The sequence below is a fragment of the Streptomyces sp. NBC_00286 genome (assembly GCF_036173125.1).
Taxonomy (GTDB): Bacteria; Actinomycetota; Actinomycetes; order Streptomycetales; family Streptomycetaceae; genus Streptomyces.
On record NZ_CP108054.1, the window covers coordinates 255,195 to 279,551 of the forward strand.

The 24,357-nt window shown below is 70.8% G+C and carries 22 protein-coding genes; 10 read left to right on the forward strand and 12 right to left on the reverse strand.

The window, feature by feature from the left end:
* Position 1 precedes the first annotated feature (1 nt).
* Positions 2 to 217, forward strand: coding sequence for a transposase (locus OHT21_RS01275; protein WP_189322789.1), 216 nt, complete (start codon positions 2 to 4; stop codon positions 215 to 217).
* 4 nt (positions 218 to 221) lie between these two features.
* Positions 222 to 1,274, forward strand: a complete 1,053-nt coding sequence (locus OHT21_RS01280; RefSeq protein ID WP_328766242.1) for an NADP-dependent oxidoreductase — start codon at positions 222 to 224, stop codon at positions 1,272 to 1,274.
* Between the two features lie 18 nt (positions 1,275 to 1,292).
* Here the strand turns inward: OHT21_RS01280 and OHT21_RS01285 are convergent, their stop codons facing one another.
* From OHT21_RS01285 to OHT21_RS01300, 4 genes are all read right to left on the reverse strand, one after another.
* Complete coding sequence (locus OHT21_RS01285) at positions 1,293 to 1,607, reverse strand: putative quinol monooxygenase (RefSeq protein ID WP_328766243.1); 315 nt, start codon at positions 1,605 to 1,607, stop codon at positions 1,293 to 1,295.
* Positions 1,608 to 1,688: 81 nt separating this feature from the next.
* Positions 1,689 to 3,425 (reverse strand): PEP-utilizing enzyme, encoded by a 1,737-nt coding sequence (locus tag OHT21_RS01290; protein ID WP_328766244.1) that lies wholly within the window; start codon positions 3,423 to 3,425, stop codon positions 1,689 to 1,691.
* A gap of 32 nt (positions 3,426 to 3,457) precedes the next feature.
* The gene (locus OHT21_RS01295; RefSeq protein WP_328766245.1) at positions 3,458 to 4,282 is read right to left on the reverse strand and encodes an SDR family NAD(P)-dependent oxidoreductase; all 825 of its coding nucleotides are present in this window, start codon (positions 4,280 to 4,282) and stop codon (positions 3,458 to 3,460) included.
* Positions 4,279 to 5,547 (reverse strand): aromatic ring-hydroxylating oxygenase subunit alpha, encoded by a 1,269-nt coding sequence (locus OHT21_RS01300; protein ID WP_328766246.1) that lies wholly within the window; start codon positions 5,545 to 5,547, stop codon positions 4,279 to 4,281. The genes OHT21_RS01295 and OHT21_RS01300 overlap by 4 nt, the downstream gene beginning before the upstream one ends.
* A gap of 245 nt (positions 5,548 to 5,792) precedes the next feature.
* Between OHT21_RS01300 and OHT21_RS01305 the strand changes: the two genes are divergently transcribed.
* The 4 genes from OHT21_RS01305 (at position 5,793) to OHT21_RS01320 (ending at position 10,140) form a co-directional block, all read left to right on the forward strand.
* On the forward strand, positions 5,793 to 6,329 hold the full coding sequence (locus OHT21_RS01305) for a VOC family protein (protein ID WP_328766247.1): 537 nt from the start codon (positions 5,793 to 5,795) through the stop codon (positions 6,327 to 6,329).
* A 112-nt stretch (positions 6,330 to 6,441) separates the two neighbouring features.
* The gene (locus OHT21_RS01310; RefSeq protein ID WP_328766249.1) at positions 6,442 to 7,497 is read left to right on the forward strand and encodes a thiamine pyrophosphate-dependent dehydrogenase E1 component subunit alpha; all 1,056 of its coding nucleotides are present in this window, start codon (positions 6,442 to 6,444) and stop codon (positions 7,495 to 7,497) included.
* Positions 7,498 to 7,502: 5 nt separating this feature from the next.
* Entirely contained in the window at positions 7,503 to 8,528 is a 1,026-nt protein-coding gene (locus OHT21_RS01315) for an alpha-ketoacid dehydrogenase subunit beta (RefSeq protein WP_328766250.1), read from the forward strand.
* A 4-nt stretch (positions 8,529 to 8,532) separates the two neighbouring features.
* Positions 8,533 to 10,140: a 2-oxo acid dehydrogenase subunit E2 gene (locus OHT21_RS01320; protein ID WP_328766251.1), complete on the forward strand. Its 1,608-nt coding sequence runs from the start codon at positions 8,533 to 8,535 to the stop codon at positions 10,138 to 10,140.
* A 29-nt stretch (positions 10,141 to 10,169) separates the two neighbouring features.
* Here the strand turns inward: OHT21_RS01320 and OHT21_RS01325 are convergent, their stop codons facing one another.
* Entirely contained in the window at positions 10,170 to 10,781 is a 612-nt protein-coding gene (locus OHT21_RS01325) for a TetR/AcrR family transcriptional regulator (protein ID WP_328766252.1), read from the reverse strand.
* A gap of 141 nt (positions 10,782 to 10,922) precedes the next feature.
* On the opposite strand from OHT21_RS01325, the gene OHT21_RS01330 reads away from it, so the two are divergent.
* On the forward strand, positions 10,923 to 11,579 hold the full coding sequence (locus OHT21_RS01330) for a TetR/AcrR family transcriptional regulator (RefSeq protein WP_328766253.1): 657 nt from the start codon (positions 10,923 to 10,925) through the stop codon (positions 11,577 to 11,579).
* A 20-nt stretch (positions 11,580 to 11,599) separates the two neighbouring features.
* On the opposite strand, the gene OHT21_RS01335 is transcribed toward OHT21_RS01330, so the two are convergent.
* From OHT21_RS01335 to OHT21_RS01365, 7 genes are all read right to left on the reverse strand, one after another.
* Positions 11,600 to 12,304: an SDR family NAD(P)-dependent oxidoreductase gene (locus OHT21_RS01335; protein ID WP_328766254.1), complete on the reverse strand. Its 705-nt coding sequence runs from the start codon at positions 12,302 to 12,304 to the stop codon at positions 11,600 to 11,602.
* Positions 12,305 to 12,321: 17 nt separating this feature from the next.
* On the reverse strand, positions 12,322 to 13,476 hold the full coding sequence (locus OHT21_RS01340) for a thiolase family protein (protein ID WP_328766255.1): 1,155 nt from the start codon (positions 13,474 to 13,476) through the stop codon (positions 12,322 to 12,324).
* Positions 13,473 to 13,904 (reverse strand): Zn-ribbon domain-containing OB-fold protein, encoded by a 432-nt coding sequence (locus tag OHT21_RS01345; RefSeq protein ID WP_328766256.1) that lies wholly within the window; start codon positions 13,902 to 13,904, stop codon positions 13,473 to 13,475. Before OHT21_RS01345 ends, OHT21_RS01340 begins: the two co-directional genes overlap by 4 nt.
* An 81-nt stretch (positions 13,905 to 13,985) precedes the next feature.
* The gene (locus OHT21_RS01350) at positions 13,986 to 15,104 is read right to left on the reverse strand and encodes an acyl-CoA dehydrogenase family protein (RefSeq protein ID WP_328766257.1); all 1,119 of its coding nucleotides are present in this window, start codon (positions 15,102 to 15,104) and stop codon (positions 13,986 to 13,988) included.
* Positions 15,101 to 17,674: a putative PEP-binding protein gene (locus OHT21_RS01355; protein WP_328766258.1), complete on the reverse strand. Its 2,574-nt coding sequence runs from the start codon at positions 17,672 to 17,674 to the stop codon at positions 15,101 to 15,103. Before OHT21_RS01355 ends, OHT21_RS01350 begins: the two co-directional genes overlap by 4 nt.
* Positions 17,671 to 18,303 carry a hypothetical protein gene (locus tag OHT21_RS01360; RefSeq protein ID WP_328766259.1) on the reverse strand — a complete coding sequence of 211 codons (633 nt, stop codon included), beginning with the start codon at positions 18,301 to 18,303 and terminating at the stop codon, positions 17,671 to 17,673. Before OHT21_RS01360 ends, OHT21_RS01355 begins: the two co-directional genes overlap by 4 nt.
* Positions 18,304 to 18,394: 91 nt before the next feature.
* Positions 18,395 to 19,219, reverse strand: a complete 825-nt coding sequence (locus OHT21_RS01365; protein ID WP_328766260.1) for an enoyl-CoA hydratase/isomerase family protein — start codon at positions 19,217 to 19,219, stop codon at positions 18,395 to 18,397.
* A 171-nt stretch (positions 19,220 to 19,390) separates the two neighbouring features.
* On the opposite strand from OHT21_RS01365, the gene OHT21_RS01370 reads away from it, so the two are divergent.
* The 3 genes from OHT21_RS01370 to OHT21_RS01380 all read left to right on the forward strand — a co-directional run bounded on the left by OHT21_RS01370 (position 19,391) and on the right by OHT21_RS01380 (position 24,355).
* A complete protein-coding gene (locus tag OHT21_RS01370; RefSeq protein ID WP_328766261.1) occupies positions 19,391 to 20,611 on the forward strand; it encodes an acyl-CoA dehydrogenase family protein in 1,221 nt (406 codons plus the stop codon).
* 404 nt (positions 20,612 to 21,015) lie between these two features.
* The gene (locus tag OHT21_RS01375; RefSeq protein WP_328766262.1) at positions 21,016 to 22,524 is read left to right on the forward strand and encodes a metallophosphoesterase family protein; all 1,509 of its coding nucleotides are present in this window, start codon (positions 21,016 to 21,018) and stop codon (positions 22,522 to 22,524) included.
* A gap of 502 nt (positions 22,525 to 23,026) precedes the next feature.
* Complete coding sequence (locus OHT21_RS01380) at positions 23,027 to 24,355, forward strand: ABC transporter substrate-binding protein (RefSeq protein ID WP_328766264.1); 1,329 nt, start codon at positions 23,027 to 23,029, stop codon at positions 24,353 to 24,355.
* Positions 24,356 to 24,357: the final 2 nt, after the last annotated feature.

Sequence of the window (24,357 nt, forward strand, 5' to 3'; positions counted from 1 at the left end):
CATGTCCAAGCAAGTGATCCACCCGCTGACCGGGCATGTGTACCGGCTCACCGAGGACGGTCTGGTCGAGGTGACCGACCCGAAGACCGGAGCACGGGGCATCTTCGACTTCCAGGCCCGTTGGCAGTCGGGCGAACTGCGCCATGCCGACCTCCAGATGGCCGGCTGGGTGGGCCGCCTCGCCCGGCGGCGCGTCCCCGAGCAGCCGGAGGAGTGACCCCGTGACGCCCCGTACGACCCGGGTGGTCTGTCTCGTGCGCCGGCCCGACGGAGAGCCGGTCCCCGGTGACTTCGCCGTCGAGGAACGCCCGCTCCCGTCCCTCGGCGAGGGTCAACTGCTCGTCCGCAACCTCTACATGAGCGTCGACCCGTCCATGCGCGGGCGGCTGGAGAGCACCGAGAAGCACTACACGCACAACTTCACGCCCGGATCGCCGCTCGACGGCCGGGCGTTGGGTGTCGTGGAGGAGAGCCGCTGTTCGTCCGTGCCGGCGGGGGCGTATGTGCGCCACCAGCTGGGCTGGCGGGAGTGGGCCGTGCTGGATGCCTCGGACACCGACGGCGCCGGTCGTATCGATCCTGAACTCGCGCCGCTGCCCACATGGTTGGGGCTGCTCGGGCAGACCGGCTTCACCGCGTACGTCGGGCTGGCCCGGATCGCCGAGATACGCGCTGGCGACACCGTCTTCGTGTCGGCGGCGGCCGGGGCCGTGGGCAGTGCCGCCGGGCAGTTCGCGCGGCTGCTGGGCGCGGAGCGGGTCGTCGGGACCGCCGGAGGGCCGGACAAGTGCGCCCTGCTGGTGAAGGAGTTCGGCTACGACGACGCCGCGGACTACCGCGCCGAGCCGGTGCGCGAGGCGCTGGCGCGGATGGCGCCCGAGGGCGTCGACGTCTACTTCGACAACGTGGGCGGGGAGCAACTGGTCGCCGCCCTGCACGCGTTGCGGACCGGTGGCCGGGTCGCCCTGTGCGGCATGATGTCGCAGTTCGGCGGGGAGCGGCGGTCCGCCGGCAGCAACCGGCGGTCGGCCGACATCAACCAGTTGATCCAGGCGGTGCTCAAGCGGCTGACCCTGCGCGGCTTCATCGTCCGCGACCACGAGGATCTGCGGCCGGAGTTCGAGGAGCGGGTCGCGGGCTGGCTCCGTACGGGCCGGATCACCGCGCGCGAGACGGTGGTTGACGGCCTGGAGAACGCTCCCGGGGCGCTGCTGTCCCTGCTGGACGGTGGCAACGTCGGCAAGATGCTCGTCCGGCTGAGCGATTCCGCGTAACCGCAGGGGGTTTCGCCGTCAGCGCATGGGGCGCGACGCTGCCACCACGTGGGCCTGCAAGGAGACGCCCACGCGGGTCAGCCCGGCCACGGCGGCCCGGAAGTCCTTGATGTGCGGGGTGGTGAAGTGCTCGTCGAGAGCCTGCTGGGATGCCCACCGCTCGTACACGCGGATCCGTCGCTCGTCGCTCGGGTCCGCGGTCATGGCGTAGTCCAGACAACCGGGCTCTTCTTCGAGAGTCCGGTGCCCCAGTTCGACCAGCTGCCCCAGCATCGTGTCGCGGTCGCCAGGCTCGTAGTCCATCCAGCCGGCGACGATGACTTCCTCTGACACGGTGGTCCTCTTCTCGGGTTTCTCGGGTCATGCGCGCGGGCCCGTCGCCCCTGTCAGGGGAAGCGACGGGCCCGCGGCGGTTCAGATGACGAGCGCCGCCGGGACGCTGTCCACGGTGACCGTTCCCTTGTCGCCGTCGACCGTGATCACCATGCCGTCCCGCAGCCGTCGCGTACCGCCCTCGACGGAGATGACGGCCGGAATGCCGAGTTCGCGGCAGACCACGACGGCGTGGCTGTTGAGCGCGCCCACATCCACGACGGCGGCTCCGGCGACGAGGAACAGCGGGGTCCAGGCCGCGTCCGTGATCGGCGCCACCAGTACCTCGCCCGGCTCCAGCGCCTCGCAGGAGGCCGGGTCGGTGACGACGCGGACCTTTCCGGTGTACGTCCCCTGGCTGCCGGCCACTCCGCTGAGCACATCGCCCTCGATCGCGGCCTCGGTCCGCCCCTCGGCACGCCGCGGCCAGCTGTCGACCTCGGTCTCCGCGTCACCGGCGACGAAGAACGGCGGCTCCAGCTCGTGCAGCCCGGCGTACTCCTCGAGGCGCTGCGCGATGACGGGGCCGAAGGACTCCGGGTCGGCGACATAGTCGTCGAGTTCGGTGTCCAGCAGCATCATCACGTCCTCCGGCCGGGCGAAGCGCCCCGCCTCGACGCCGCGGCGGCCGAGTTCACGTACCGTCATCCGGATCTCGTTGATGACGGTCACACAGTTCGCCTTGGTGCGCTCGCGGGCCGGGATCCACACCTGGGCGGCGTGCATTCCGGCGTCGAACATCGGCTGCACGTCCTCCGGGAGCAGGGCCCGGATCTCCGAGGCGAGCTGCTCGCGCCGCTCGGCCAGCCGGCGGTGACGTTCGGCGGGGGAGTCGTCGTCGGCGCTGTGCCGTACCCGGTCGACCAGGGCCAGCGCCTGGACGGGCGAGGCCTCCCAGGACAGCGCGTGGATGTCCCACTCGTTGGGCCCGCGGTCGCCGGAGGCGGCCAGGAACTCCTCGAAGGAGTCGCGGAACGCCTTCACGTCCCCGCTCGCCCCGTCGAGCGCCCGTTCCACGGCGGCCGGACCCTGGTCGAACAGCGCAGTCAGCTCGGCCGAGGCCACGACCTGACGGGACAGCGTCCACAGCCCGGTCGAGGGGGAGGCCGAATCGACATTACCGAGACCGCTGATGAGGTCCAGCATGGTTCCCGGACGGTCCACGCTCGCACACAGCGGGCCGAGGATCGCCGGTCCGACCGACGCGGGCAGCGAGGTCTCGACATGCCGTTGGAAGGTCGTCTCCACTTCGTCCAGCAAGGAGCGGGCGTACGCCACCAGCTCGACGTCGGACAGGGACGCCAGATCGGGTCGCTCGCGGCGGATCCGGCGCAGCCGCTCCTGGTCGGCGTCGCCCTGCGGGTAGTCGGCCTGGCCGAGCATCCGCTGGAGCGTCCCCCCGGCCTTGGCCGTCAGTTCCGGATCCTGGTCGTCGGGATGCGGCACGTACACCGGTGTGTCGGAGCGCTGGCCGACGAAGGCCGCGTCGATGTCGTCCGCGGTCTGCCCCATGCGGATGCCGAACAGCCGCAGGTGCGACAGGTTGAGGTAGAAGTAGCCGCCGAAGATTCCCACGAAGGGAGGCCGGTCGCCGGTGATCTCGTCCCCGCGGTAGATGCCGAACTCGACGAAGCCGCGGCGCCAGCCCTGCAGACCGCGCCCCCAGATCAGGGACCAGCCCAGCGGACTGGCCGGCTCCGGCAGGGTCTCGCCCGCGTTGGCCCGGGTGTAGTGGGGCAGTCGCTCGCTGCGCTGCCAGTCGGTGATCCAGTGCTTCATGGCGATGGGTCTCCCGCCGTCCGTTCCCTCGCTCACCACTGCGCCGTTCCGCCGTCGACGCTGATCAGCGTGCCCGTGATGCCCGCGCCCGCGTCGCTCGCGAGCAGTGAGGCGACGCCCGCGATCTGCTCCACGGTGGTGATCTTCTTGGTGGCGGCGTGCTCGGCGAAGCGGCCCAGCCACTCCTCGTACGAGATGCCCTCGGCCTCGGCCGCAGCGGGGCCTGCGGCCCGCATCAGGTCGGTGTCGACGGCGCCGGGGCAGATGGCGTTGCAGGTGATGCCCTGGGTGCCGTACTCGAAGGCCGTCGCCTTGGTCAGACCGTGGATGGCGTGCTTGTTGGTGATGTAGTGGCTGATCGCCGGCTTGTTGGCCTGCTTGCCTTCGACGGAGGAGATGTTGATGACGCGGCCCCAGCCGCCCGCGAGCATCTTCGGCAGGGCGCGGCGGGTGCCGTAGAAGTAGGCGTTGAGGTTCAGGTTGAGGGCGTTGTGCCAGGCCTCGTCGCTGAGCTCGTGGACGGGGGCGAAGCCCGAGGTGCCGCCGACGTTGTTGACCCAGATGTCGAGGCGGCCGAAGCGCTCCGCGGCGAAGTCCGCCAGCCCCTCGATGTCCTCCTGGCTGTTTGCGTCGCAGGGGTGGAAGACCGCCCGGTCCCCGGCGTCCATCTCCTCCAGGGCCTGCTTGCCCTTGAGCTCCGAACGGCCGCTGATCACGACCGTCGCGCCGTCGGCCAGAAAGGCCTCGGCGATGGCGCGGCCGATGCTGCGTGTGCTGCCCGTGATCACCGCGACACGTCCGTCGAGGCTGCCAGTAGCCACCATGCTGTTCTCCTGCGAGTTCTGAGAGTTCGTCATCTGGACGCTTCGTCCAGGAGGCGGTGGATGGTGCGGTGGAAGTGCTGGAGTCCGGGCTCGTTGCGTCCGAAGACGAAGTCGGTCCCGGCGAGGGCCTTGAGTCCCCGCTGCACTCCGTAGGTGGTCGCGTAGTCCTCGTCGCGGACCACCTCGTAGAACCACTCGCCGAACTGGTCGGCGGCGTGCCGCTCCTCCTCGGTGACGGCCGGCTCGCGCAGCAGGATGATCTGCTGGGTCACCGATTCGGTGGCCGTTCGGGGGATCACGATGGAGACGGCGATCTTGTTGCGCCAGGTGCCGGCGATGGCCAGGCCGGGGAAGAGCCAGTAGATGGCTCCGACCACGTCGCCGGGGTCACGCTTGTCCGGCGGCAGGTCCACCACGTCGGCGACGGGTCGCAGGGCGGCGCCGAGGCGCTGGTGGGGGCCCCAGGTGTCGTGGGCCATCATGTTGGAGAAGTTCGTCTCGAAGACCGTCTTCGTGTGCAGCGAGGCGAAGTGGTAGGTCTCCAGGTACCCGTCGAGGGTGACCTTCCAGTTGGGGCTGGTCAGCTCGCGGGTGCCGTAGTGGTGGCAGTCCGCGAAGCGGAGCCCCTCCAGCAGTGGCTGCAGATCGCCGAGCCAGGCGTCCAGGTCGTGCTCGGCGGAGGGGTCCAGTGATACGAAGACGATGCCGGCGCGCTCACCCACGGGGAGCTGTACGAGGCTGCGCTTCTCGCGCGGTACGTCGCCGAAGGTCTTCTCGGCGTACACGCCGCGCAGCTCGCCCGAAAGGTCGTACGACCAGGCGTGGTAGGGGCAGGTGATGCGCTTCGCCACGCCGCAGCCCGGCTCGACGAGTTCGGCGCCACGGTGCCGGCAGGCGTTGATCATCGCGTGCACGACGCCTTTGCGGTCCCGGGTGATCAGGACCGGCATGCCGAGCACGTCCAGCGCCTTGTAGGTGCCTGGTCCGGGGAGCTCGCACGACATGGCGAGGGGGAGCGGAACACTCCGGTGGACGGCGTCCATCTCCCGCAGCCAGCGGTCGGCGTCGAGGTAGTTGTCGACCGGTTCCGTCCACTGCTCCTCGACCTCATGGGTCGTGTTGTTGCGGTAGTGCTCGATGACGCGCTCGGCGAGCTCGGCCGCGTCCTGCCGCATGGCCGCGCTCGCGGCATCGGTGGCGTGGTTCTGGCCGATCCATGAGTGGTATTCCGGGGCGGGCGGCGGCAGGGGACGCTCGTCGCCTGCCGCCCGGGTCTCCGGTGAATTGATCTGGACCACGATGTCCTCAATCCTCCCAGCCGCGAGCTGGTGAAGGGTTCTGGTGCTACAGCTCCGCTGCGATCGCCACAACAACAGGAGTTAGTGTTGTGTGTCAATAGAAAGTGCCGAAGTCGGCTGCACGACATTCCGCAGGTCATCTTCGCTATCCGCTGCGAGGGTAACCCTGGCCCGACTGGATCTTTCTAGGGATCGGCTCCAGCTGCGGGAGTGCGGTGGGTAATGGCCCGACGGAAGGTGGTCCGGTGACCCATGACGCGCCCGATCCGGCCAGGGCCGCCCTGAGGGCGGCGATGACTCAACCCTTCGAGGCCGGCGTCGTGGTGCGCGACCTGGAACTGATGGAGCGCTTCTATCGTGAGGCGCTCGGCTGCGTCCCGGTGCACCGGTCGCACATCCCGCAGTCGATCGGTGGCCCCGCCGGGCTGGGCGGACCGCTTCTGGTCGTATGGCTTCAGGTGCCCGTCGGGGCGGCGCCCGGGACGTCCTCCGGCGGGCGGATCAAGCTGGTGCAGCCTCGGGTGAGTGCCGCACCCGTCCCCGCCCCGCCGGCCGTGCCGCTGACCGCACGCCGCGGCTTGTCCTATCTCACGTTCCACCTGGAGGACATCGCGCCGGTCGTCGCCGCACTGCCGGCTGCCGGTGCCCGCCCGCTGTCGTCCCCGGTCGTCGTCCGGGCACGGGGGCGGCGGATCAGCTTCTGGGCGGACCCGGAAGGCAACACGGTGGAGTTGGTCGACGGCCGGGGCGACGATCCGGGGCCGGATCGGACAGAGGCGTAGTAATTAGAGAGCCTGTTCAGTAAGGTGCCCACTGCTACTTACTGTAGACCGGCACAACAAAGTCCGAATGCGTGGCACACCGGCACACCTCCCTCGGGCGAAGGGGCGGACGATGGCTCAACGGGCCTCAAGCACATCAAGCGCATCAAGCACAGCCAGGCCATCAAGGGCCCGGAAGAAGTCGGCCGATCCGGCCGCGAACCAGGCATCCGCGCAGGTCGTCAGGGACCTGCACGAGCGCATGGTGCGCATCCGGCTGTTCGAGACCGAGGCGGGCAAGCTCATGGAAGCCGGCAAGCTGCCGGGCTTCCTCCACCTGTACGTCGGCCAGGAAGCCGTGGCCGCGGGCGTGATGGCGGCACTGCGCGACGACGACCAGATCACCTCCACCCACCGCGGACACGGGCACGCCGTGGCCAAGGGCGTCAGCTTCCGGCACATGTACGCCGAGCTGTACGGCCGGGTCACCGGAGCCTGCCTCGGACGCGGCGGCAGCATGCACATCAACGACCTCACCCTCGGCATGCTCGGCGCCAACGGCATCGTCGGCGCGGGCATCCCGATCGCCGTCGGCGCCGCCTTCGCCGCCCACTACAAGGGCGAGGACAGCATCGCCGTCTCCTTCTTCGGCGACGGCGCGACCAACATCGGCACCTTCCACGAGGCCGCCAACATGGCCGCCGTACTGCGCCTGCCGGTGCTGTTCATCTGCGAGAACAACGGCTACGCCGAGTTCACCCCCCAGTCGAAGCACATGCTGATCACAGACGTCGCCGACCGGGCGGCGGCTTACGGCATGCCCAGCGTGATCGTCGACGGCATGGACGCGGCCGCCGTCCACCAGGCCGCCGCCGAGGCCGTCGCACGCGCCCGGGCAGGCGAGGGTCCGATGATGATCGAGGCCAAGACCTACCGCTTCTACGACCATCAGGGCGTCAAGGGACTGCGCCACCCCTACCGCTCGGACGAGGAGGTCGCCGAGTGGAAGGCCCGCGACCCGATCGACCTGCTGGAAGCCCGCGCCCTCGCCGACGGCACCGCCACCCGCGCGGAGCTGGACGACACCTGGCAGCGCACCCGGGACGACATCGCCGACGCCATCGCGTACGCCGAGGCCAGCCCGCTGCCCGACACCGCCGACCTGCTCCTCAACGTCTACTCGGGGTGACCGCCATGACCACCATCACCGAAGCACCCGCCGTCGCCCCGGACGCCACGGCCCGCGAACTGACCTACGTCAAGGCCTTCAACGAAGGACTCGCACAGGCCATGCGCGAGGACGAGAACGTCTTCGTCGCCGGCGAGGACGTGGCCGGATACGGCGGCGTGTTCCGCATGTTCGACAACCTCCTCGATGAGTTCGGCCCACGCCGCATGATCGACACCCCGATCTCCGAGGCCGCCCTGGTCGGCCTCGGCGTGGGCGCCGCGGCCCGGGGTCTGCGCCCCGTCGTCGACCTGATGTTCATGGACTTCATCGGCGTCTGCCTGGACCAGATCGTCAACCAGGCCGCCAAGATGAAGTACATGTTCGGCGGCGCCCTCTCGGTGCCGCTCACCATCACGACCGCCTCCGGCGCGGGCCTCGGTGCCGCAGCCCAGCACAGCCAGAGCCTGGAGGCCTGGCTCGCGCATGTGCCCGGCCTCAAGGTCGTCATGCCGTGCGACGCGTACACCGCCAAGGGCCTGACCGTCTCGGCGATCCGGGACGACAACCCGGTCGTCGTCATGCTCAACAAGGTCCTGCTGGGCAGCAAGAGCCAGGTGCCCGAGCCGATCTACGGCATCCCGCTCGGCCAGGCCCACACCGCGCGCCAGGGCTCCGACGTCACCGTCATCGCGCTGGGCCGCATGGTGGGCGAGGCCCTCGCCGCGGCCGACGAACTCGCCGCCGAGGGCGTCGAGATCGAGGTGATCGACCCCCGCACCGTCCAGCCCCTGGACACCGAGACCATGATCGCCTCCGTACGCCGCACCAACCGGGTCCTCGTCGTGCACGAAGCCGTCACCTTCGGCGGGCTCGGCGGGGAGATCGCCGCCCAGATCCAGGACGCGGCCTTCGACTACCTGGACGCACCGGTCCTGCGCATCGGCGCCCCCTTCTCCCCCGTGCCCTTCTCCCCCGTTCTGGAGAAGGCGTACGTCCCCGATGGCGCCCGCATCGCACAAGGGTGCCGCCGTCTCCTCGAAAGGTCGTGACGAAGTGGCGGTCGAGGTTCTGCTGCCGAAGATCGGCCTGACCATGCAGGAAGGCACGATCGACGAGTGGCTCGTTCCCACCGGAACGGCCGTCTCGGAGGGCGAGGCCCTGCTGCGGCTGGCCACCGACAAGGTCGACGTGGACGTCGAGGCGGAGGCCGGTGGACTGTTCCACCCTGTGGTTCCGGTCGGGGCGACCGTCCCGGCGGGGGCGCTCATCGGCTGGCTGCTGGCCGAAGGAGAGCAGCCGCCGGAGCCGGGGGGTACGCCGATGGCTTCCGGATCCGGGTCCAGTGGTACGGCCGCCCAGTCCGTGGCCGTGGGCGCTGTCTCCGCGGCGTCGGCATTCGATGGCGGCGGGACTTCCGTGGCCCCAGCAATCAACGGCACCGGAGCGGTCGCGTCACCGTCCGGTCATGCCGGCAATGGCTCGGCGGCGTTGGGATTCGATGCCGACAGGGCTTCCGTGGCCCCGGCACTCAATGGCAACGGCGCAACACCCTCCGGTCACGGCGGCCATGGCTCCGCGGCGCCATCCCTCAACAGCAGCACGGCCTCCGTCGGTCACGGAGGTCGACTCCTCGCCTCGCCGAACGCCCGGCGCGTGGCGGCCGAGGCCGGCGTGGACATCACCGCCGTACGCGGCACCGGGCCCGGAGGCCGGATCGTCTCCGAGGATGTGGAGGACTTTCTCGCCGCCGCTGCCGCCGCGCCGGTGGCACAGGTGCCGTCCGCCGCTGCCCTGCACGGCGACGCGGTCACCCCTGTCTCGCCCCTGGTCCGCCGGCTGGCGAAGGAGCGCGGCATCGATCTGTCAGGGGTGAACGGCACCGGTCCGGGCGGCAAGATCCGCAGGTCAGACCTCGACGCCGTGACCCCGACGCCCGCACCGGCGCCCGTACGTCCGAAGGCGGTGCCCCAACCGGGGGACGTCCTCCCCCTCACCGGAATGCGCGGCACCATCGCCCGCCGGATGCATGCCAGCCTCCAGGAGATGGCCCAGCTGACGCACGGTTACGAGGTGCGGATGGACGCCGTCGTGTCCTTGCGGGCCCGGCTCAAGGAGGAATGGGCCGACAGCGACTTGCCCGTCCCCAGCCTCAACGACTTCCTGCTCAAGGCCGCCGCACTGGCCCTACGCGAACACCCGCTGCTCAACGCGACGGTGCGGGACGACGGCATCCATCTGCTCGGCGACATCCACCTCGGCTTCGCGGTGGCCGTGCCGGGCGGCCTGATGGTCCCCGTGATCGAGGACGCGGTGGAGTTGCCCCTGCCCGAGATCGCCCGCCGGTCGAGAACCCTGGCCGAGGCCGCGCGTGAGGGGCGGATCTCGCCGACCCAGTTGGAAGGCGCCACCTTCACCGTCACCTCGCTGGGCGGATACGGCGTCGACTTCTTCACCCCCGTGGTCAACCCCGGCAATGTCGCCATCCTCGGCGTGGGCAGGCTCAGGGACGGTGTCGAGTGGGTGGACGACCGGCCGCTGCGGACACAGGTTCTCACCCTGAGCCTCACCTTCGACCACCGTGCCGTCGACGGGGCACCGGCGGCCGAGTATCTGCGCACGGTCGGTGAGTTGCTGCGCAAGCCGCTCCGGCTGCTGGTCTGATCCTGGGCGGAGAGCGGATCCTGGTTGGGCTACTCGGCCGCCGCCGGGTCGGCGATCCGCTCGGCGAGGCGGCCGACCTCGCGGACGAACGAGCGGTGTCCGAGCGAGCGGTAGACGTCGTCCCCGCGTACCTGCGAGATCGCCGAGGTCTCCAGCAGCGACAACAGGCCCAGGGCGATGACGGCGGCCTCGGCATCGGACACCGACTCCCGGGCCTTGCGGGTCAGCCGTACCAGTTCCTCCAGCAACTGCGTCCGGCTCTCGTGGCGCAGCGCCTCCGCCTCCTGGCTCATGCCGGCCGAGGACGTGAAGAAGACGGTGGCGGCGGAACGGTGTTCGCCCAGCCAGGCCACCAGAGCGGTGACGGTCGGTCCGACGGGCGAGCCGGGCGTGTGGGCCTCCGTGAGCGCGTGCAGCTCTTCGCGCAGCGCGGTGGCGAACACCCGCATCCCCTCCACCAGCACCTTGTCCTTGGAGGAGAAGTGGTAGTAGACCGCTGCCGAGGTCATCTCCGCACGAGCGGCGATGTCGGCAACCGTCACCTCGTCCGGCGACTGGGTGGCGAACAGCTCCGTGGCCGCTTCGATCACCCACTGCTTGCGCGAAGGACGGTGCGCGGCGCGGGCTCCGGATGTCGTCATGGTGTCAAGTATGCCGGGATCTTCGTACTCCGACGGCACACGCGCAGCAGGAATTACGCCATCGACCTGCCGGAGTTACTGGATAGCATGGTCAGTGAACAGGGCCCACACAGACGCGGGTCGCGGCAGCCGCCAGGGAGCATGATGGCCACCACGCAGAACGGTAAGCAGCCCGCCCACCGCCCCTCGCGACGGCAGCACATCATCACTGCCGCCGTGCGCGTGTTCGGCCGCAACGGATTCGCGGAGACCAGCATCCAGGACATCGCGGACGAGGCCCAGGTGGTACCCACGGCCGTCTACTACCACTTCGACGGCAAGGAGGAGCTGCTCGAACTCGCCATGCGGCGGGTCTTCGACCAGCTCAACGCGGTGGTGGAGGCGGCCCGTCCGGAGTCCGAGCCGGGTAGTGCGGAGGGTTTGCTGCGGGTCATCGACGCGGTGTGGGACTGGGTGGAGCAGAACCCGGAGGAGGCCCGGCTGTACCAGGTGCAGATCTCCTCGGCCAACGGCAACGTCAAGGTGTTGCGGGACGAGTTCGAGCAGCGGCACATCCAGCGGGCGTACGACTACCTGCCGGAGAGCACCACGCGCAGTCCCCGGGCGGCCAAGTCACGGCACGCGGCACAGGCCCTCGCTGTCCGCACGCTGATCAGTACGACCATCCTGGTCACCGCGCTGCGAGCGGAAGGCGGGCCGCTGTCCCAGTTGCCCTCCCGGTCCGTACAGGAGGCGGTCAGGTCGCTGGCGCTGCGCATCGTCACCGCCGAGCAGAAGCCGGCCGCGGCTTCTAGCTGAGGGGGTTCACCAGGTCCAGTTCACCAGGGCAGGGGCTTGCGGTCGGCGAACAACCTGCCCGTCGTCCCGTCGCCCTCGGGGAGGGTGGCCAGCCAGACCGGGGTGTCCGCGCCGGCCTCCGGACCGCGCGGGGCAGCGGGACCGCCCATACCGCTGCGGGTCCAGCCCGGATCGGCGGCGTTGACCAGGACGCCTGTGCCGGCCAGTTCGGCCGCGAGCATACGGGTCAGGGCGTTGAGGGCGGTCTTGGAGATCCGGTAGGCCGGGTGGCGGCCGGAGTCCATGAGCGCCAGCGAGCCGTATGAGCTGGTGACGTTGACGACCCGTCCGTAGCCGGTCTCCACCATGCCTGGCACGACGGCTTCCGCCATGCGCCAGGCACCCGCGAGGTTCGTCTCCAGGGTCGTGCGCAGGATCTCCTCGTCGAGGTACGGGGGCCGTAGGTCGCCGTCCAGGGACACTCCCGCGTTGTTCACCAGGACGTCAATCCCGCCAGTCAACTCCCCGGCTTCCCGCGCCGCTTCGGCGACGCTCTTCGCCGAGGCCACGTCCAGGGCCAGCGGCAGTGCCGCCGGACCGATGGCGCGGCACGCCTCCTCGGCCGCCTCCCAACTTCGCGCCCCGACCAGGACCCGCAGCCCCCCGTCCGCGAGCTGTCGGCATATCTCCAGGCCGATGCCGCGCGCTCCGCCGGTGACCAGTGCGGTTCTGTCGCCGTGCCACATGGTGCGTTTGCCGCCTTTCAGATCGTCAGTACCGAGCAGGCGCTGATCCCGGGCGCCCCGTACACATGGGTGAAGCCGACCCGGGGAGCACCCGGCACCTGCACACCCGGCGCCCGGCCCTGCAACTGCCGTACGACCTCGTGGAACTGGCGCAGTCCGGAGGCGCCGACGGGCTCGCCACCGGCCAGGCAACCGCCGTCGGTGTTGACCGGGATCCGGCCCGTGGGATCGGTGTCCCCGTCGGCGAGGAGTTCCTCCTGCTCGCCGTGGCCGCACAGTCCGGTTTCCGCCAGGTGGATCAGTTCCGATCCGCTGTCGGTGTCCTGCAGTTGGGCGACCTGTACGTCCGCGGGCCGCAGCCCCGCCGTGCGGAAGGCAGCCTCCGCGGCGTCGACGCTCGGGCTGCGGTGCGGTCCGGGCGGCAGCCAGGGCGAGAACACCTCGAACGAGCCGAACCGTCTGGTCCTGAAGGCCAACGACGCCAGTTTTACGGGGCGTTCGCACAGGTCGAAGGCACGGTCGCCGAGCGCCAGTACCAGAGCCGCCGCGCCCTGCCCCGGCGAGCAGAACATGTACTGGGTGAGGGGCGGACTGACCTCGGCGGAGTTGAGGATCTCCTCCTCCGTCAGCTCCTTGCGCCGCCAGGCCAGGGGGTGCTGGGAGCCGTTGCGGAAGGCCCGCGCGGCCACCTTCGCCAGCGCCCGCTCCGAGATCCCGTGCTCGTGCAAGTACCGCTGAGTCTTGAGGGCGAAGAACTGGGTGGTCAGCATCATGCCGGTCTCGGCATACCAGTCGGGCAGTCCGTAGCGTGCCGCGGAGACGTTGAAGGCGCCCCGCTCGTGCTTGTCGAAGCCCACGGCCAGTCCGAGCGAGGCCTCGCCGGCGCGCAGTGCGTTGGCCACCGCGAGCACCGTCGAGGCTCCGGTGGCGCAGCCGTTCTGTACGTTGGCGAACGGCACACCGGTCAGGCCCAGACGGCCGACCAGGGTGTCGGGCTTGCCGGACACGTCGGAGCCGCCCGCCGCGTAACCGATGTCCTCCCAGGCGACACCGGCGTCGGCCAGGGCCTCGCGTACCGCGCGCTCGGCCATGTCCATCCCGGTAACGCTCTCGTCGCGGCCGAAGGGATGCATTCCGCAGCCGACGACATAGACCTCGTCGCTCCGGCTCATCGCTCCCCATCCCCGTCCGGATCCCCGTCCGGGCGGAACGCGAAGGTCAGCACCTCGGTCCCGTCCTCGTCGCGGTAGGCGGTCACCGTGGTGAGCCGGACCGGCAGCCCGATCCGTATCTCGGCGCGGGGAACCTCCAGCCGCGCCTCGACCAGCACCTCACCGAGGTCGACATAGCCCACGTGGTACGGGCGATAGCCCCCGGCCGGCGGCCGGTACGGCGGCTTGGGCTGGAACGCCTGCAGCGTCCACGACCACACCCGCCCGCTCACCGGCAGCACATGCGCGGACATGGCTCCGTCCGAGCACTTGGGGCACGAGTCCTGCCGGGGAAAGACCACGGTGGCGCAGCCGGAGCAGCGCGCGCCCGTGAGGCGCGGTGGATTCACGCTCTCGAACAGGTCCTCATCGATGAGTCTGCTGATCATGCCGTCCTACCCTTTTCTGCACGGTCGTCGTGCGGTTCCCTGCACGGTCGTCGTGCGGTGGTGCTGTGACCGCGGGTGAAGTCACCAGCCCAGCAGTCCCGCCAACCGTTCCCGATGGTGTGCGGCGCCACCCAGCAGGACGGCGTCGGACTGGGCGCGCCGGAAATACAGGTGCGCGTCGTGCTCCCAGGTGAAGCCCATGCCGCCGTGCAGTTGGACGCACTCGGCGGCCACGAACACGAACGCCTCGCCGCACCACGCCTGCGCCACCGCCGCCGCCTCGGCCAGCACCTCGGGAGAGTCGGCCGACCGGACGGCGCGCACCACCGCCGACCGCGCGGCCTCGACCTGAAGCAGCATGTCGGCACAGGTGTGCTTGATCGCCTGGAAGCCGCCGATGGCCCTGCCGAACTGTGTGCGGTCCCGTACATGGGCCACCGTCATGTCCAACGCGGCCTGCGCTCCGCCGAGTTGCTCGGCGGCCAGGGCCACCAGGGCCACGTCAAGGGCGCGGCTCACGATGTCCGCTCCCTCGCCCCCGGCGGTCAGGGGCCGGGCACGGGCGCCGGAGAAGGAGACGACCGCCTGTCCGCGGCTGAGGTCCAGGGTGGGTACGCGGCGGACGGTCACTCCGGGCTCGCGCGGGTCGGCGAGGAAGAGGTCCAGGCCGTCGGCCCCGGCCGCGGCGACGACCAGCGCTTCGGCGTCGGCACCGTCCAGTACGAAGGGAGCGGTGCCGTCGAGGAGCGGGACGCCGCCTCGCCAGGTGACGGCCACCGGCACGGCGTCCGGCCGCCACACCCCGTCAGGTGCCGCCACCGCGAGGGCGTGCGCCTTGCCCTCGGCCAGCTCCTCCAGTGCCCGCTCGGCCGTGCCGCAGCCTGCCAGGACCTGCCCGGCCAGCACGGTGGACGACAACAGGGGCACCGGCGTCAGTGTCCGGCCCAACTCCTCGCAGACCGCGGCGATCTCGGCGAGGCCGCCGATGCCTCCGGCCGCCTCGGGCAGACCGAGGGCCGCGAGGCCGACCTGCCCGCCGAGGGTGTCCCACAACTTGGCGTCGATGCCCGGGGAATGCTCGGACAGCCGGCGCACCGCGGCGGTACCGCCCGCGTCGGCGCACACCGACCGTACGGTCTCGCGCAGGTCGTCCAGTTCGGCGTCCGACAGGGCCGTGCTATCGGTCACGGTGCTCGTCATCGTGCGCTCCCGCTCTCGTCGCGCTGCTCCCGCACGGCACTGTGGGCCGCCGCCATCCGGGCGACCGGCACGCGGTGCGCGGAACAAGAGACGTAGTCGAGGCCCAGGCCGTCGCAGAAGGCGATGGACTCCGGATCTCCGCCGTGCTCACCGCACACGCCCAGCTTGATGTCGGGGCGTACGCTCCGAGCCCGCTCCACCGCCAGGGCGATCAGCGCGCCCACCCCGTGCGGGTCGAGCCGGGCGAACGGGCTGGCCGTCAGGAACCCGCGTTCCTGGTAGGAGGCGAGTACCTGGCGCTCGACGTCGTCGCGGGAGAATCCGTAGGTGAGCTGGGTGAGGTCGTTGGTGCCGAAGGAGAAGAACTCGGCGTGTTCGGCGAGTTCGCCGGCCAGCAGCGCGGCCCGCGGTGTCTCGATCATCGTGCCGAGCCGGTACGGGACCTCCACGCCGGTGCGGGCGGCGACCGCCTCGGCGGCGCCCCGTACGTAGGCTGCCGCGGCAGCCAGTTCCTCCGGCAGGCTGACGAGCGGGATCATCACTTCGAGCTGGGGGCGGACTCCGGTGGCAGCCACATCGGCCCAGGCGGTGAAGAGCGCCTCGGCCTGCGCCGGGTAGAGCCTCTCGTGCAGCAGGGCCAGGCGCACGCCGCGCAGACCGAGCATCGGGTTCGCCTCGCGCAGTGCGGCGGCCCGCTGTTCCTCGGCGGCGTCCTGAGCTTCCCCGGCAGCAGGCAGGAACTCGTGCAGCGGGGCGTCCAGAAGGCGTACGGTCACCGGCCGGTCCCCCACCGCGGCCAGCAGGGCCTTGAAGTCCTCGTGCTGAGCCTCTTCCAGTGCCGACAGCGCCTCGTCTCGAGCCTCGGCGTCGGCGGCCAGAATCACCCGGCGGATCAGCGGCAGCCGGTCGCCGAGGAACTGGTGCTCGGTACGGCACAGCCCCACCCCCTCCGCGCCCAGGGCGACGGCGGTGCTCACCTCCGCGGCGGTGTCGGCGTTGGCCCGCACGCCCAGCCGGCGCATGCCGTCCGCCCACTCCAGCAGGGTGGACAGTTCGGGCGGTGGTCCGGCGACACTGACGCTCAGTGTCCCCTCGTAGACGGCTCCGGTACGGCCGTCCAGCGAGACGGCGTCGCCCTCGCGCAGCACCCGGTCCCCGATCCGTACGGTGCCGGCGGCCCGGTCGGCGCGCAGTCCCTCGGCGCCGCACACGGCGGGTTTGCCCGCGCCCCGCGCCACCACGGCGGCGTGCGAGGCGATGCCGCCGCTGCCGGTGAGTACGGCGACGGCGGCCAGCATCCCGGGGACGTCGGCGGGAGTCGTCTCATGGGCCACGAGCACGACCTGCGTGCCGTCCGCGGCCAGTTCGAGGGCACGTTCGCTCGACAGGACGATCGCGCCGGTCGCCGCCCCCGGGGAGGCGGGCAGTCCCTTCACCAGGAGCTGCTCGCCGCCGGTCAGCCGGAGCTGGGGGTGCAGCAGTTCCTGCACCTGCGCGGGGCTGATCCGCCGTACGGCTTCTTCCCGGTCGAGTGCTCCGTCCCCGGCCAGGTCCGCGGCGAGGCACACCGCCGCACGGAGCGGCGGGCGGCTCTGCGCCGAGGCGGCCAGCAGCGAGATCTCGCCGTCGCGCACCTCGAAGTCGACGGTGACCGGGGCGTGCAGATGACGTTCGAGCGTGAGCAGCGAGTGCTCGAGCAGCGCGGAACTCCCGCCCAGCTTCTCCAGCGGCTCGCCCGTGCGCGGGGGCGGCGCGCTGCGGCGTACGCCCCGGAAGAAGGAGCCCTGCGGCGAGAAGCGGCCGCTGTCGGGGTGCCGGCTGACCGCCGTGCCGAAGCCGGAGTGGTCCCATGGCCCGATGCGCACGGCCTGGACATGCAGTGCGATGCCCAGCTCCGCAGGGAGCCGCTGGGCTTTGCGGGACCGCCTGGCCCGGGGTGAGGCCCACCGCCCCAGCACCGCCCGAGCGGCCAGCGCGAGCTGCTCGGCCGGGTCGTCGGGGTACGGCCGCTCGGCATGCCGGGCGACCGTCGAGAGCAGTGCGTCGACGCGGGCCCTGGCATCAGGGGCGTCGAGCGAAGCGTCGTCGAGCTCCGGTGCGGGCACGTCAAGGGCGTACTCCGCGATCATCCGGACGGTGGCCGCCCATACCTCGTACAGCACATCGTCGCGGCCGATGACGGCACGGATGCCATCGGCGTCGGCCGGGGTGATACCGATGCAGGCGAGTTCCGGCGGCAGCCCGGCGACCTCGGTCGACGCGCTCGCCGACAGACGCAGCAGCAGCGGCCTGCTCCGGTCGCCGATCCGCCGTCCCGTCAGCTGCTCCACGAGTTCCAGGGCGGTGCGGGCGGTGCCCGGCTCGCACAGCGACGCGGCCGAGCCCGCCGGCACCGTCAGTCCGGGCACCACTGGGAGTCCGAGGGCAACCAGCCGGTCCATGGCGATGCCGTGCGTGCCCAGTTCACCGGCGTCCAGCCCTCGGATCCGTCCCTGGCCGTAGGGCACCAGGGCGTGGCTAGGGGGGTGCGCCTGTGTGGGTACGCCGGAGTGGCGGTCGGTGATGCTCAACCCCGGCTCCTGGTGACCAGTTCCTCTTCGAGCGCCTCGTCCTGCGCCCGGCTGATCCCCAGAACCAGCAGCAGCTCCTGGTGGAGCCGCATCCACACGGTGTGGTACGAGTCGCACAGGGGCGAGGCCAGCCACTCCACCGCGCCGTCGTCGAACCGATCGAGGGCTTCCTCCAGCGCCGTGACATAACTCCCGCTGCCCGACGGAAGCCCGTCCAGCCTGCGCAGTACGGGCTGGATGGCCTCGTGCACGTCTTCCAGCGACTCGCGCACCCCGGCGTCGTAGACGCTGTCGCTGTGGTCGTTGACCGTGCCGTCGGGCCGGCACTGCCAGGCCGTGCACACCTCGCGGAGCGTCCTGTTGACGGGCAGGAAAGCCTCGTAGGCGGCGGTGATCCGCTGCTCCTGTTCGGAATCGGCGGCGACCCGCAGGATCCGCGCCGCGGCTGCCCTGGCGGGCTCGGTCGGCAGCACCATCGGACCCTTCACCATGGCCAGCCCGGCGTCGACCAGGGGGCGATGGTCGGACTCGGGCCTCCCGCGCCACATTCCGCGCAGAACGAGGTCGACAACGGCTTCGGTGAGGTTCTCGTCGAGAGCGTCCGTCCGGCCCACGGCAGCAGATTGCATCGCCACACCATTTCCCCGGTGCTGTCGCCCGGTCCTCAGTTCTGTGTTGCCCGGAGGTTACGCTCCGACGGAGGGGTTAGTGAAGAGGGAATCAAGAAACACTTTCCGGACTGCCGGGCGCGGACTGGCCGCTGCCCACCCGTGCACGAACCCGCGGGGCCAGGAACGACGTCATCCGCGCCTGCGCCTCGTCGCTCCCCGCCAGGCCGGCGATCAGCCGCGCCTCCTCGTCGAGGTGACGACTCAGCCCGCCCTCGGCACCGTCACGCAGCAGGCGCTTCGCGGCGCGCAGTGCCTCACCCGCCCCACCTGCGAGTTCGGCGGCGGTCCGGTACGCGGCCTCGTCCACTTCGTCGTCCTCGACGGCCCGGGAGACCAGACCGAGCCGCTCGGCCTCGTCGCCCGTGAGAACCCGGTTGGTGAGGACCAGGTCAGTCGCCAGACGGGGGCCCACCAGGCGCGGCAGAAGCCAGGTGGCCCCGCAATCCGGGGTGAGCCCCATCGCCGTGTAGGCCAGCCGGAAGCGCGCCGACCGTGCGGCCAGGACGATGTCGCCGACCAGGGCAAGACCGATCCCGCCGCCCGCGGCGGCGCCGCGCACGGCGGTCACCACGGGGACCGGCAGCTCGTACAGAGTCCGCACCGCCGCATGTGCGGCGGTCGCCACGGCGTGCACATAGGCGCCCGTGTCCTCGCCCCGGCCGGCGAAGGCACGCAGGTCACCGCCCACACAGAAGGCGGCGCCGGCCGCCCGCAGCAGAACCGCGCCGCCCGGATCGGCGGCCACCTCGACGGCTGCGTCCCGCAGCGCCTCGGCCGTCGGGAGGTCCAGGGCGTTGCCTCTCCCGGGATCCTCCAGCCTCAGCTCGACGACTCCGTCGGGGTGACGGACGACACGGACCGGCTGGGTGCTCATAAGGGTCTTCTTCCGTCGTCGAGGACCGCCGGGCCGAGTGCCCCCAGATCAAGCGCTCCTCAGATCCCACGCTCCTCAAGACGAGCGCCACCCAGCAAGATACTGAAGACGCTGTACAGTTTCTAGGACGCGACGGGCATCGGTGCCCGGAGCCCGTCGGCAGGAGGAACCGTGCCTATCCAGTTCGATGTCGATCCACCTGTCGCCCGACTCGCCGCCGCCACCGCGGAGTTCGTACGCGAGGTGGTCATCCCGGCCGAGCGCGAGTGCGGAGGGTCGGTGCACGACGCTCCGGAGGCCCTGCGCGACACCCTGCAGAAAGGCGCCCGCGAGGCAGGCGTGTTCGCGCCGCACGTGCCGGCGCGGTGGGGCGGGCACGGGCTCGACCTGCGCGGACAGGCGGTGGTGTTCGAGGCCGCCGGGTACTCGCTGCTGGGCCCCCTGGCGCTGAACTGCGCCGCTCCGGACGAGGGCAATATGCATCTGCTGGAGAAGGTGGCCACGGAGGAGCAGAAGGACCGCTTCCTGCGGCCGCTCGCCGCGGGCGAGGTGCGGTCCTGCTTCGCGATGACCGAACCGGCTCCGGGCGCGGGCGCCGATCCCCGTTCCCTGCGAACCACCGCGACCCGGGTCCCCGGCGGGTGGCGCATCGACGGGCGCAAGTGGTTCATCAGCGGAGCTCATGGCGCCGGCTTCGCGATCGTCATGGCCCGCACGTCCGGCAGGCCCGGCGACCCGGGCGGCGCGACCATGTTCCTGGTTGACGCCGGCACCCCGGGCATGCGCGTCGTCCGGGACATCGAGACCCTGGACGAGAGCATCTTCGCCGGGCATAGCGAACTCGCCTTCGAGGAGTGCGTGGTGAGCGACGACAGGGTGCTCGGAGCCGTGGACCGCGGCTTCGAGAACGCCCAGGTCCGGCTCGGCCCCGCCCGTATGACCCACTGCATGCGCTGGCTGGGAGCAGCCCGTCGCGCCCAGGACGTCGCGCTGGAGCGGGCAGGCACCCGGATGGCGTTCGGCTCCGTGCTGGGCGACCTCGGCATGGTGCAGCAGATGCTGGCCGACTCCGAGATCGACATCGAGGCGAGCCGCGCCCTGATCCTGCGTACCGCCTGGGAGTTGGACACCGGCTCCGCGGCCGCCGCACAACTCACATCGGTGTCCAAGACCTTCGTGGCGGAGGCCGTGAACCGGGTCGTCGACCGGGCGGTGCAGATCTGCGGAGCACTCGGCATCTCGGCCGCCGACGCCCCCCTGGCACGCCTGCTGAGGGAGGTGCGGCCGTTCCGGATCTACGACGGCCCGTCGGAGACGCACCGCTTCGCCATCGCACGCCGCGCGGTGAAGCCCTATCGGCAGCCTCGCCCGGAGACGGCCGCCGGCTCGTGACGGGGCCCGGCTCGTGACCGGGTCGGCTCCGGCGCCTGCCGGGATTCCGGGAACCTACGGCATCATCTCCAACAACCCAATCGCGTACGGCAGCTCATGGCCGGCCGCGGCATGCGGCTGCCCACGCTCATCATGGCCCGGGGCAACCACGTGGCGAAAAACACGTCCGGGTGCGCGGCGCGGCCTGCTCGCCGGTGCGCCGCTCCACCTCCGCGCGAGGGAGGCACTCTCCAGGTCCCGCCAAACTCCTTGCTTCGCAACGCTGTTGGGTCTGCGCGCGCGAAGCGCGAAGCGCGGAGAAAGATCCAACAAGTCGGCATCCGGGCGGAGATGTCGCACTCCATACCCGGCTCCGCCCCCGGCACAACGGTCGGCGTTCACCGCACGCGGGCACATACTCAGTCATGCGCTGCTGTTTCTCCGCTCCCCTCGCGGCCCTGTCGGCCCTGCCCTCCCCCTGCGAAGTTCTACGGTCCGGTGCCCTCTTCGCCCCCGCTCTGCTGCGGGCCGCCGCCGGTGCACTGCACGGCTCCGCGCACAAGAACCGCCGTCACCACCCCGACACCCTGGCGGCCGTCAATCTGGAACTGGTCACCCTGACCGAGGACCGCGCCATCATCACCTGGTACACGGGGATACCCGGCACCGACGACGGGCTTGGCCACATGCTCCCCGCCGTCACGGAGGGCGAAGTCGTCTACGGCACCCACCCCTCCCGGCTGGACCGCAGCGCGGCGGAGGACCGCCCCACCGCACACCACCAGGTGGAGCTCACGGGCCTGGAGCCGGGGCAGACGTACTACTACCAGGCCCGCTCGCGGGGCCGGGCGGCCAAACCCACACCCCTGCACCTCGTGCGCGGCAACGCCGTCGGCACCAACCTCTACGGGCTCGGCTGGAGCGGAGGCACGTACTCCTTCACCACACCGCAGCCCCCGCCGGGACGGCACCTGCTGTCGATCGCGCTCTGCAACGACCTCCACATCGGGGAGACCACCTCCGGTCTCATGACCGGCGTACCGCTGATGCGCGGGGTGGCGCAGGAGCCGGGGCTCGCTCCGTATCCGGAGATCATGAGCCGCGCCCTGGTGGAGGAGGCCCGGCGGCGTGGAGCGGATCTGCTGCTGGCCGCGGGGGACATCTCGGCCGGCGGTGCGCTGCATGACCTGGCCGAGGCCAAGCGGATCCTGGACGGCTTCGGCAGCCATGGGCAGGACTACTTCGTCGTACGCGGCAACCACGACCGGCCCCACCGCGACGGCGACGGCGACGCCTTCCGCGACGGTTTCCTCGGCGGCGATGGGCCAGCGTACTTCGCCCGCGACCTGGGCGGGCTACGGATCATCGGGCTCGACACCTACGAGAAGCGCGGCAACGGCGCGGACGCGGGTGGGCTCGGTGCCGAGCAACTGTCCTGGTTCCGGGCCCGGTTGAGGGAGCACAGGGAGCAGCCCACGATCGTGTTCGGCCACCATCCGCTGACCGTACGGGACTCCGCCTTCCCGGTGGCCCGCGGTCAGCGCCTGGGCCGTCGCCAGGCCCGCTCCATCCTGGAGGCCTACGCCGCCGCGCCCGGTGTCTTCCTCCACCATGCGGGCCACACCCACCGCAACAAGCGCACCGTCCTGCCGCAGACCCCGCACGTCACGCTGCAGGAGGTCAGCGCCGTCAAGGACTATCCGGGCGGCTTCTGTCTGCTCCGTATCCACTCCGGCGGCTACGCGCTCAACCATTACAAGACCAGCAGCGCACCCTCCCGCGAATGGACCGAGCGCAGCCGCCGCGTGGCCGGGGGCCTGTGGCCGCACCACGCCCTCGGCCGCTCGGTCGCCGACCGCAACAGCGTGACCGCCCACGACCTGTCCGGCATCAGCCCTCTCCGACTTGCAGCCACAGGGCCGGCAGGCCCCTGACATCCCTTGCCTCCCAGGTAGGCGTTCTACTCGGCGCCGGACTCCTCGTCCGGCGCCGTTTGCATGAGTTCTCCCGCTCGGTGAGGTCGTCCGCTGTCTCGAGCACCTTTAACGCTCGAACCCGAGGCATGCGTCACGAGCGGTCCACTCGGGACGAATATCAGGAAACCTGCGAAACAAATACGCCTGCGAACAAGCCGCGTCAAGGCCGTCGCGGCAACTCCTCTCCCCCGAGGGGCCGGATGGGCGGCCCCCGAGGAGTGCGTCCGAGATGTCTCGGCAACACCCTTGTCATCCGGCGTCGCCGCGTGCATCATCGTGGCCATCATCAGGGTTCCTGATATCCGGGCACGTTGCCCGGCCCTACCGGGACGCGAAGGAACCCGCCACCGCTTTCTGCTGCCGGCCACGGCTTCCCCCAGCGGCTTCAGCCGCCCGTTCCGGCTTCCTCAGCAGCTTCACCACCCTCAGCTCCGCTCCCTCGAAGTGCCCGGAGGCATTCATGAGCGCGCCCATCAGCACACCCGCGAACGGCAATTTGTCCCGAAGATCCATTATCCGGGGGACGGCCGGAGCCGCCGGGCTGTTCACCGCAGGCGGTTTGCTGACCGCGTGTGGCGGCATCAAGGAGTCCGCCGCGCAGGCCGACACGGTGCTCCGGATCGGCTATGTCTCGCCCAGCACGGGCCCGGCCGCGGGCTTCGGCGAGCCGAACGCGTTCCTGCTGAAGAAGCTGCGCGCCACCTTCAAGGACGGTTTGAAGATCGGCGGCAAGAAGTACTCGGTCGAGATCGTCGACCGCGACAGTCAGTCGAACCCGCAGACGGCCGCGCAGGTCGCGAGCGATCTGATCAACAGCGAGAAGATCGATCTGATGCTCGTCACCTCCACGCCGGAGACGGTCAACCCCGTCGCCGACGCGTGCGAGGCGGCCAAGATCCCGTGTCTGTCGACCGCCGTGCCGTGGGAGGCCTGGTACTTCGGCCGCGGTGCCACCCCCGAGAAGCCGTTCGCGTACACCTACCACTTCTTCATCGGCGTCGCGGAGATCCATGCCGCGTACGTCTCCCTGTGGACGAAGGGCGGGGTGGAGACCAACCGGCGGGTCGGCGTCATGTGGCCCAACGACCCCGACGGCAAGGCGATCCGGCAGGGGCTCGGACCGCAGCTGAAGAAGAGCGGGTTCAGGATCGTCGACCCGGGGGCGTACGAGGACGGGACGAACGACTACTCGGCACAGATAGCGGCGTTCAAGAAGGCGGACGCGGAGATCTTCAACACCTTCCCGCTGCCGCCCGACTTCGCCACCTTCTGGAAGCAGGCCCGGCAGCAGGGCTATCGGCCGCGTATCGCGTCCATCGCCAAGACCGGTCTCCTCCCCTCCCAGGTCGAGGCGCTCGGCTCGCTCGGACACGGCCTCAGCGCCGGCTTCTGGTGGTCGCCCCAGTTCCCGTACACCTCCACCCTCACCGACCAGACCGCCAAGCAACTGGCCGACGACTACGAGAAGTCGACGGGCAAGCAGTGGAACCAGGTCATCGGGTCCAACATGGCGCTCTTCGAGGTCGCGGTCCACGCACTGAAGGCGACCTCCGACCCCAAGGACCGTACGGAACTGGCGGCCGCCCTCGGCAAGGCCAAGCTCACCACCGTCGCCGGGCCGCTGGACTTCACGTCGGGGCCGGTGAAGAACGTGTCCACGGAGCCGCTGGTCATGGCGCAGTGGCGCAAGGCAACGGGGGGCAGCAAGTTCGCCGTCGAGCCGGTCATCGTCGACAACGGCGGCTTCGGCGACATCCCGCTGGGAGGCGAACTTGAGCCCCTCCGCTGAGC

Bases quoted from the DNA above. Each gene is read 5' to 3' on its own strand.
- OHT21_RS01315 (WP_328766250.1), top strand. From the start codon at position 7,503: ATGACCACCATCACCGAAGCACCCGCCGTCGCCCCGGACGCCACGGCC.
- OHT21_RS01360 (WP_328766259.1), bottom strand. From the start codon at position 18,303: ATGCAATCTGCTGCCGTGGGCCGGACGGACGCTCTCGACGAGAACCTC.
- OHT21_RS01375 (WP_328766262.1), top strand. From the start codon at position 21,016: ATGCGCTGCTGTTTCTCCGCTCCCCTCGCGGCCCTGTCGGCCCTGCCC.
- OHT21_RS01310 (WP_328766249.1), top strand. From the start codon at position 6,442: ATGGCTCAACGGGCCTCAAGCACATCAAGCGCATCAAGCACAGCCAGG.
- OHT21_RS01365 (WP_328766260.1), bottom strand. From the start codon at position 19,219: ATGAGCACCCAGCCGGTCCGTGTCGTCCGTCACCCCGACGGAGTCGTC.
- OHT21_RS01330 (WP_328766253.1), top strand. From the start codon at position 10,923: ATGATGGCCACCACGCAGAACGGTAAGCAGCCCGCCCACCGCCCCTCG.
- OHT21_RS01380 (WP_328766264.1), top strand. From the start codon at position 23,027: ATGAGCGCGCCCATCAGCACACCCGCGAACGGCAATTTGTCCCGAAGA.
- OHT21_RS01345 (WP_328766256.1), bottom strand. From the start codon at position 13,904: ATGATCAGCAGACTCATCGATGAGGACCTGTTCGAGAGCGTGAATCCA.
- OHT21_RS01325 (WP_328766252.1), bottom strand. From the start codon at position 10,781: ATGACGACATCCGGAGCCCGCGCCGCGCACCGTCCTTCGCGCAAGCAG.
- OHT21_RS01295 (WP_328766245.1), bottom strand. From the start codon at position 4,282: ATGACGAACTCTCAGAACTCGCAGGAGAACAGCATGGTGGCTACTGGC.
- OHT21_RS01340 (WP_328766255.1), bottom strand. From the start codon at position 13,476: ATGAGCCGGAGCGACGAGGTCTATGTCGTCGGCTGCGGAATGCATCCC.
- OHT21_RS01290 (WP_328766244.1), bottom strand. From the start codon at position 3,425: ATGAAGCACTGGATCACCGACTGGCAGCGCAGCGAGCGACTGCCCCAC.
- OHT21_RS01350 (WP_328766257.1), bottom strand. From the start codon at position 15,104: ATGACGAGCACCGTGACCGATAGCACGGCCCTGTCGGACGCCGAACTG.
- OHT21_RS01275 (WP_189322789.1), top strand. From the start codon at position 2: ATGTCCAAGCAAGTGATCCACCCGCTGACCGGGCATGTGTACCGGCTC.
- OHT21_RS01335 (WP_328766254.1), bottom strand. From the start codon at position 12,304: ATGTGGCACGGCGACAGAACCGCACTGGTCACCGGCGGAGCGCGCGGC.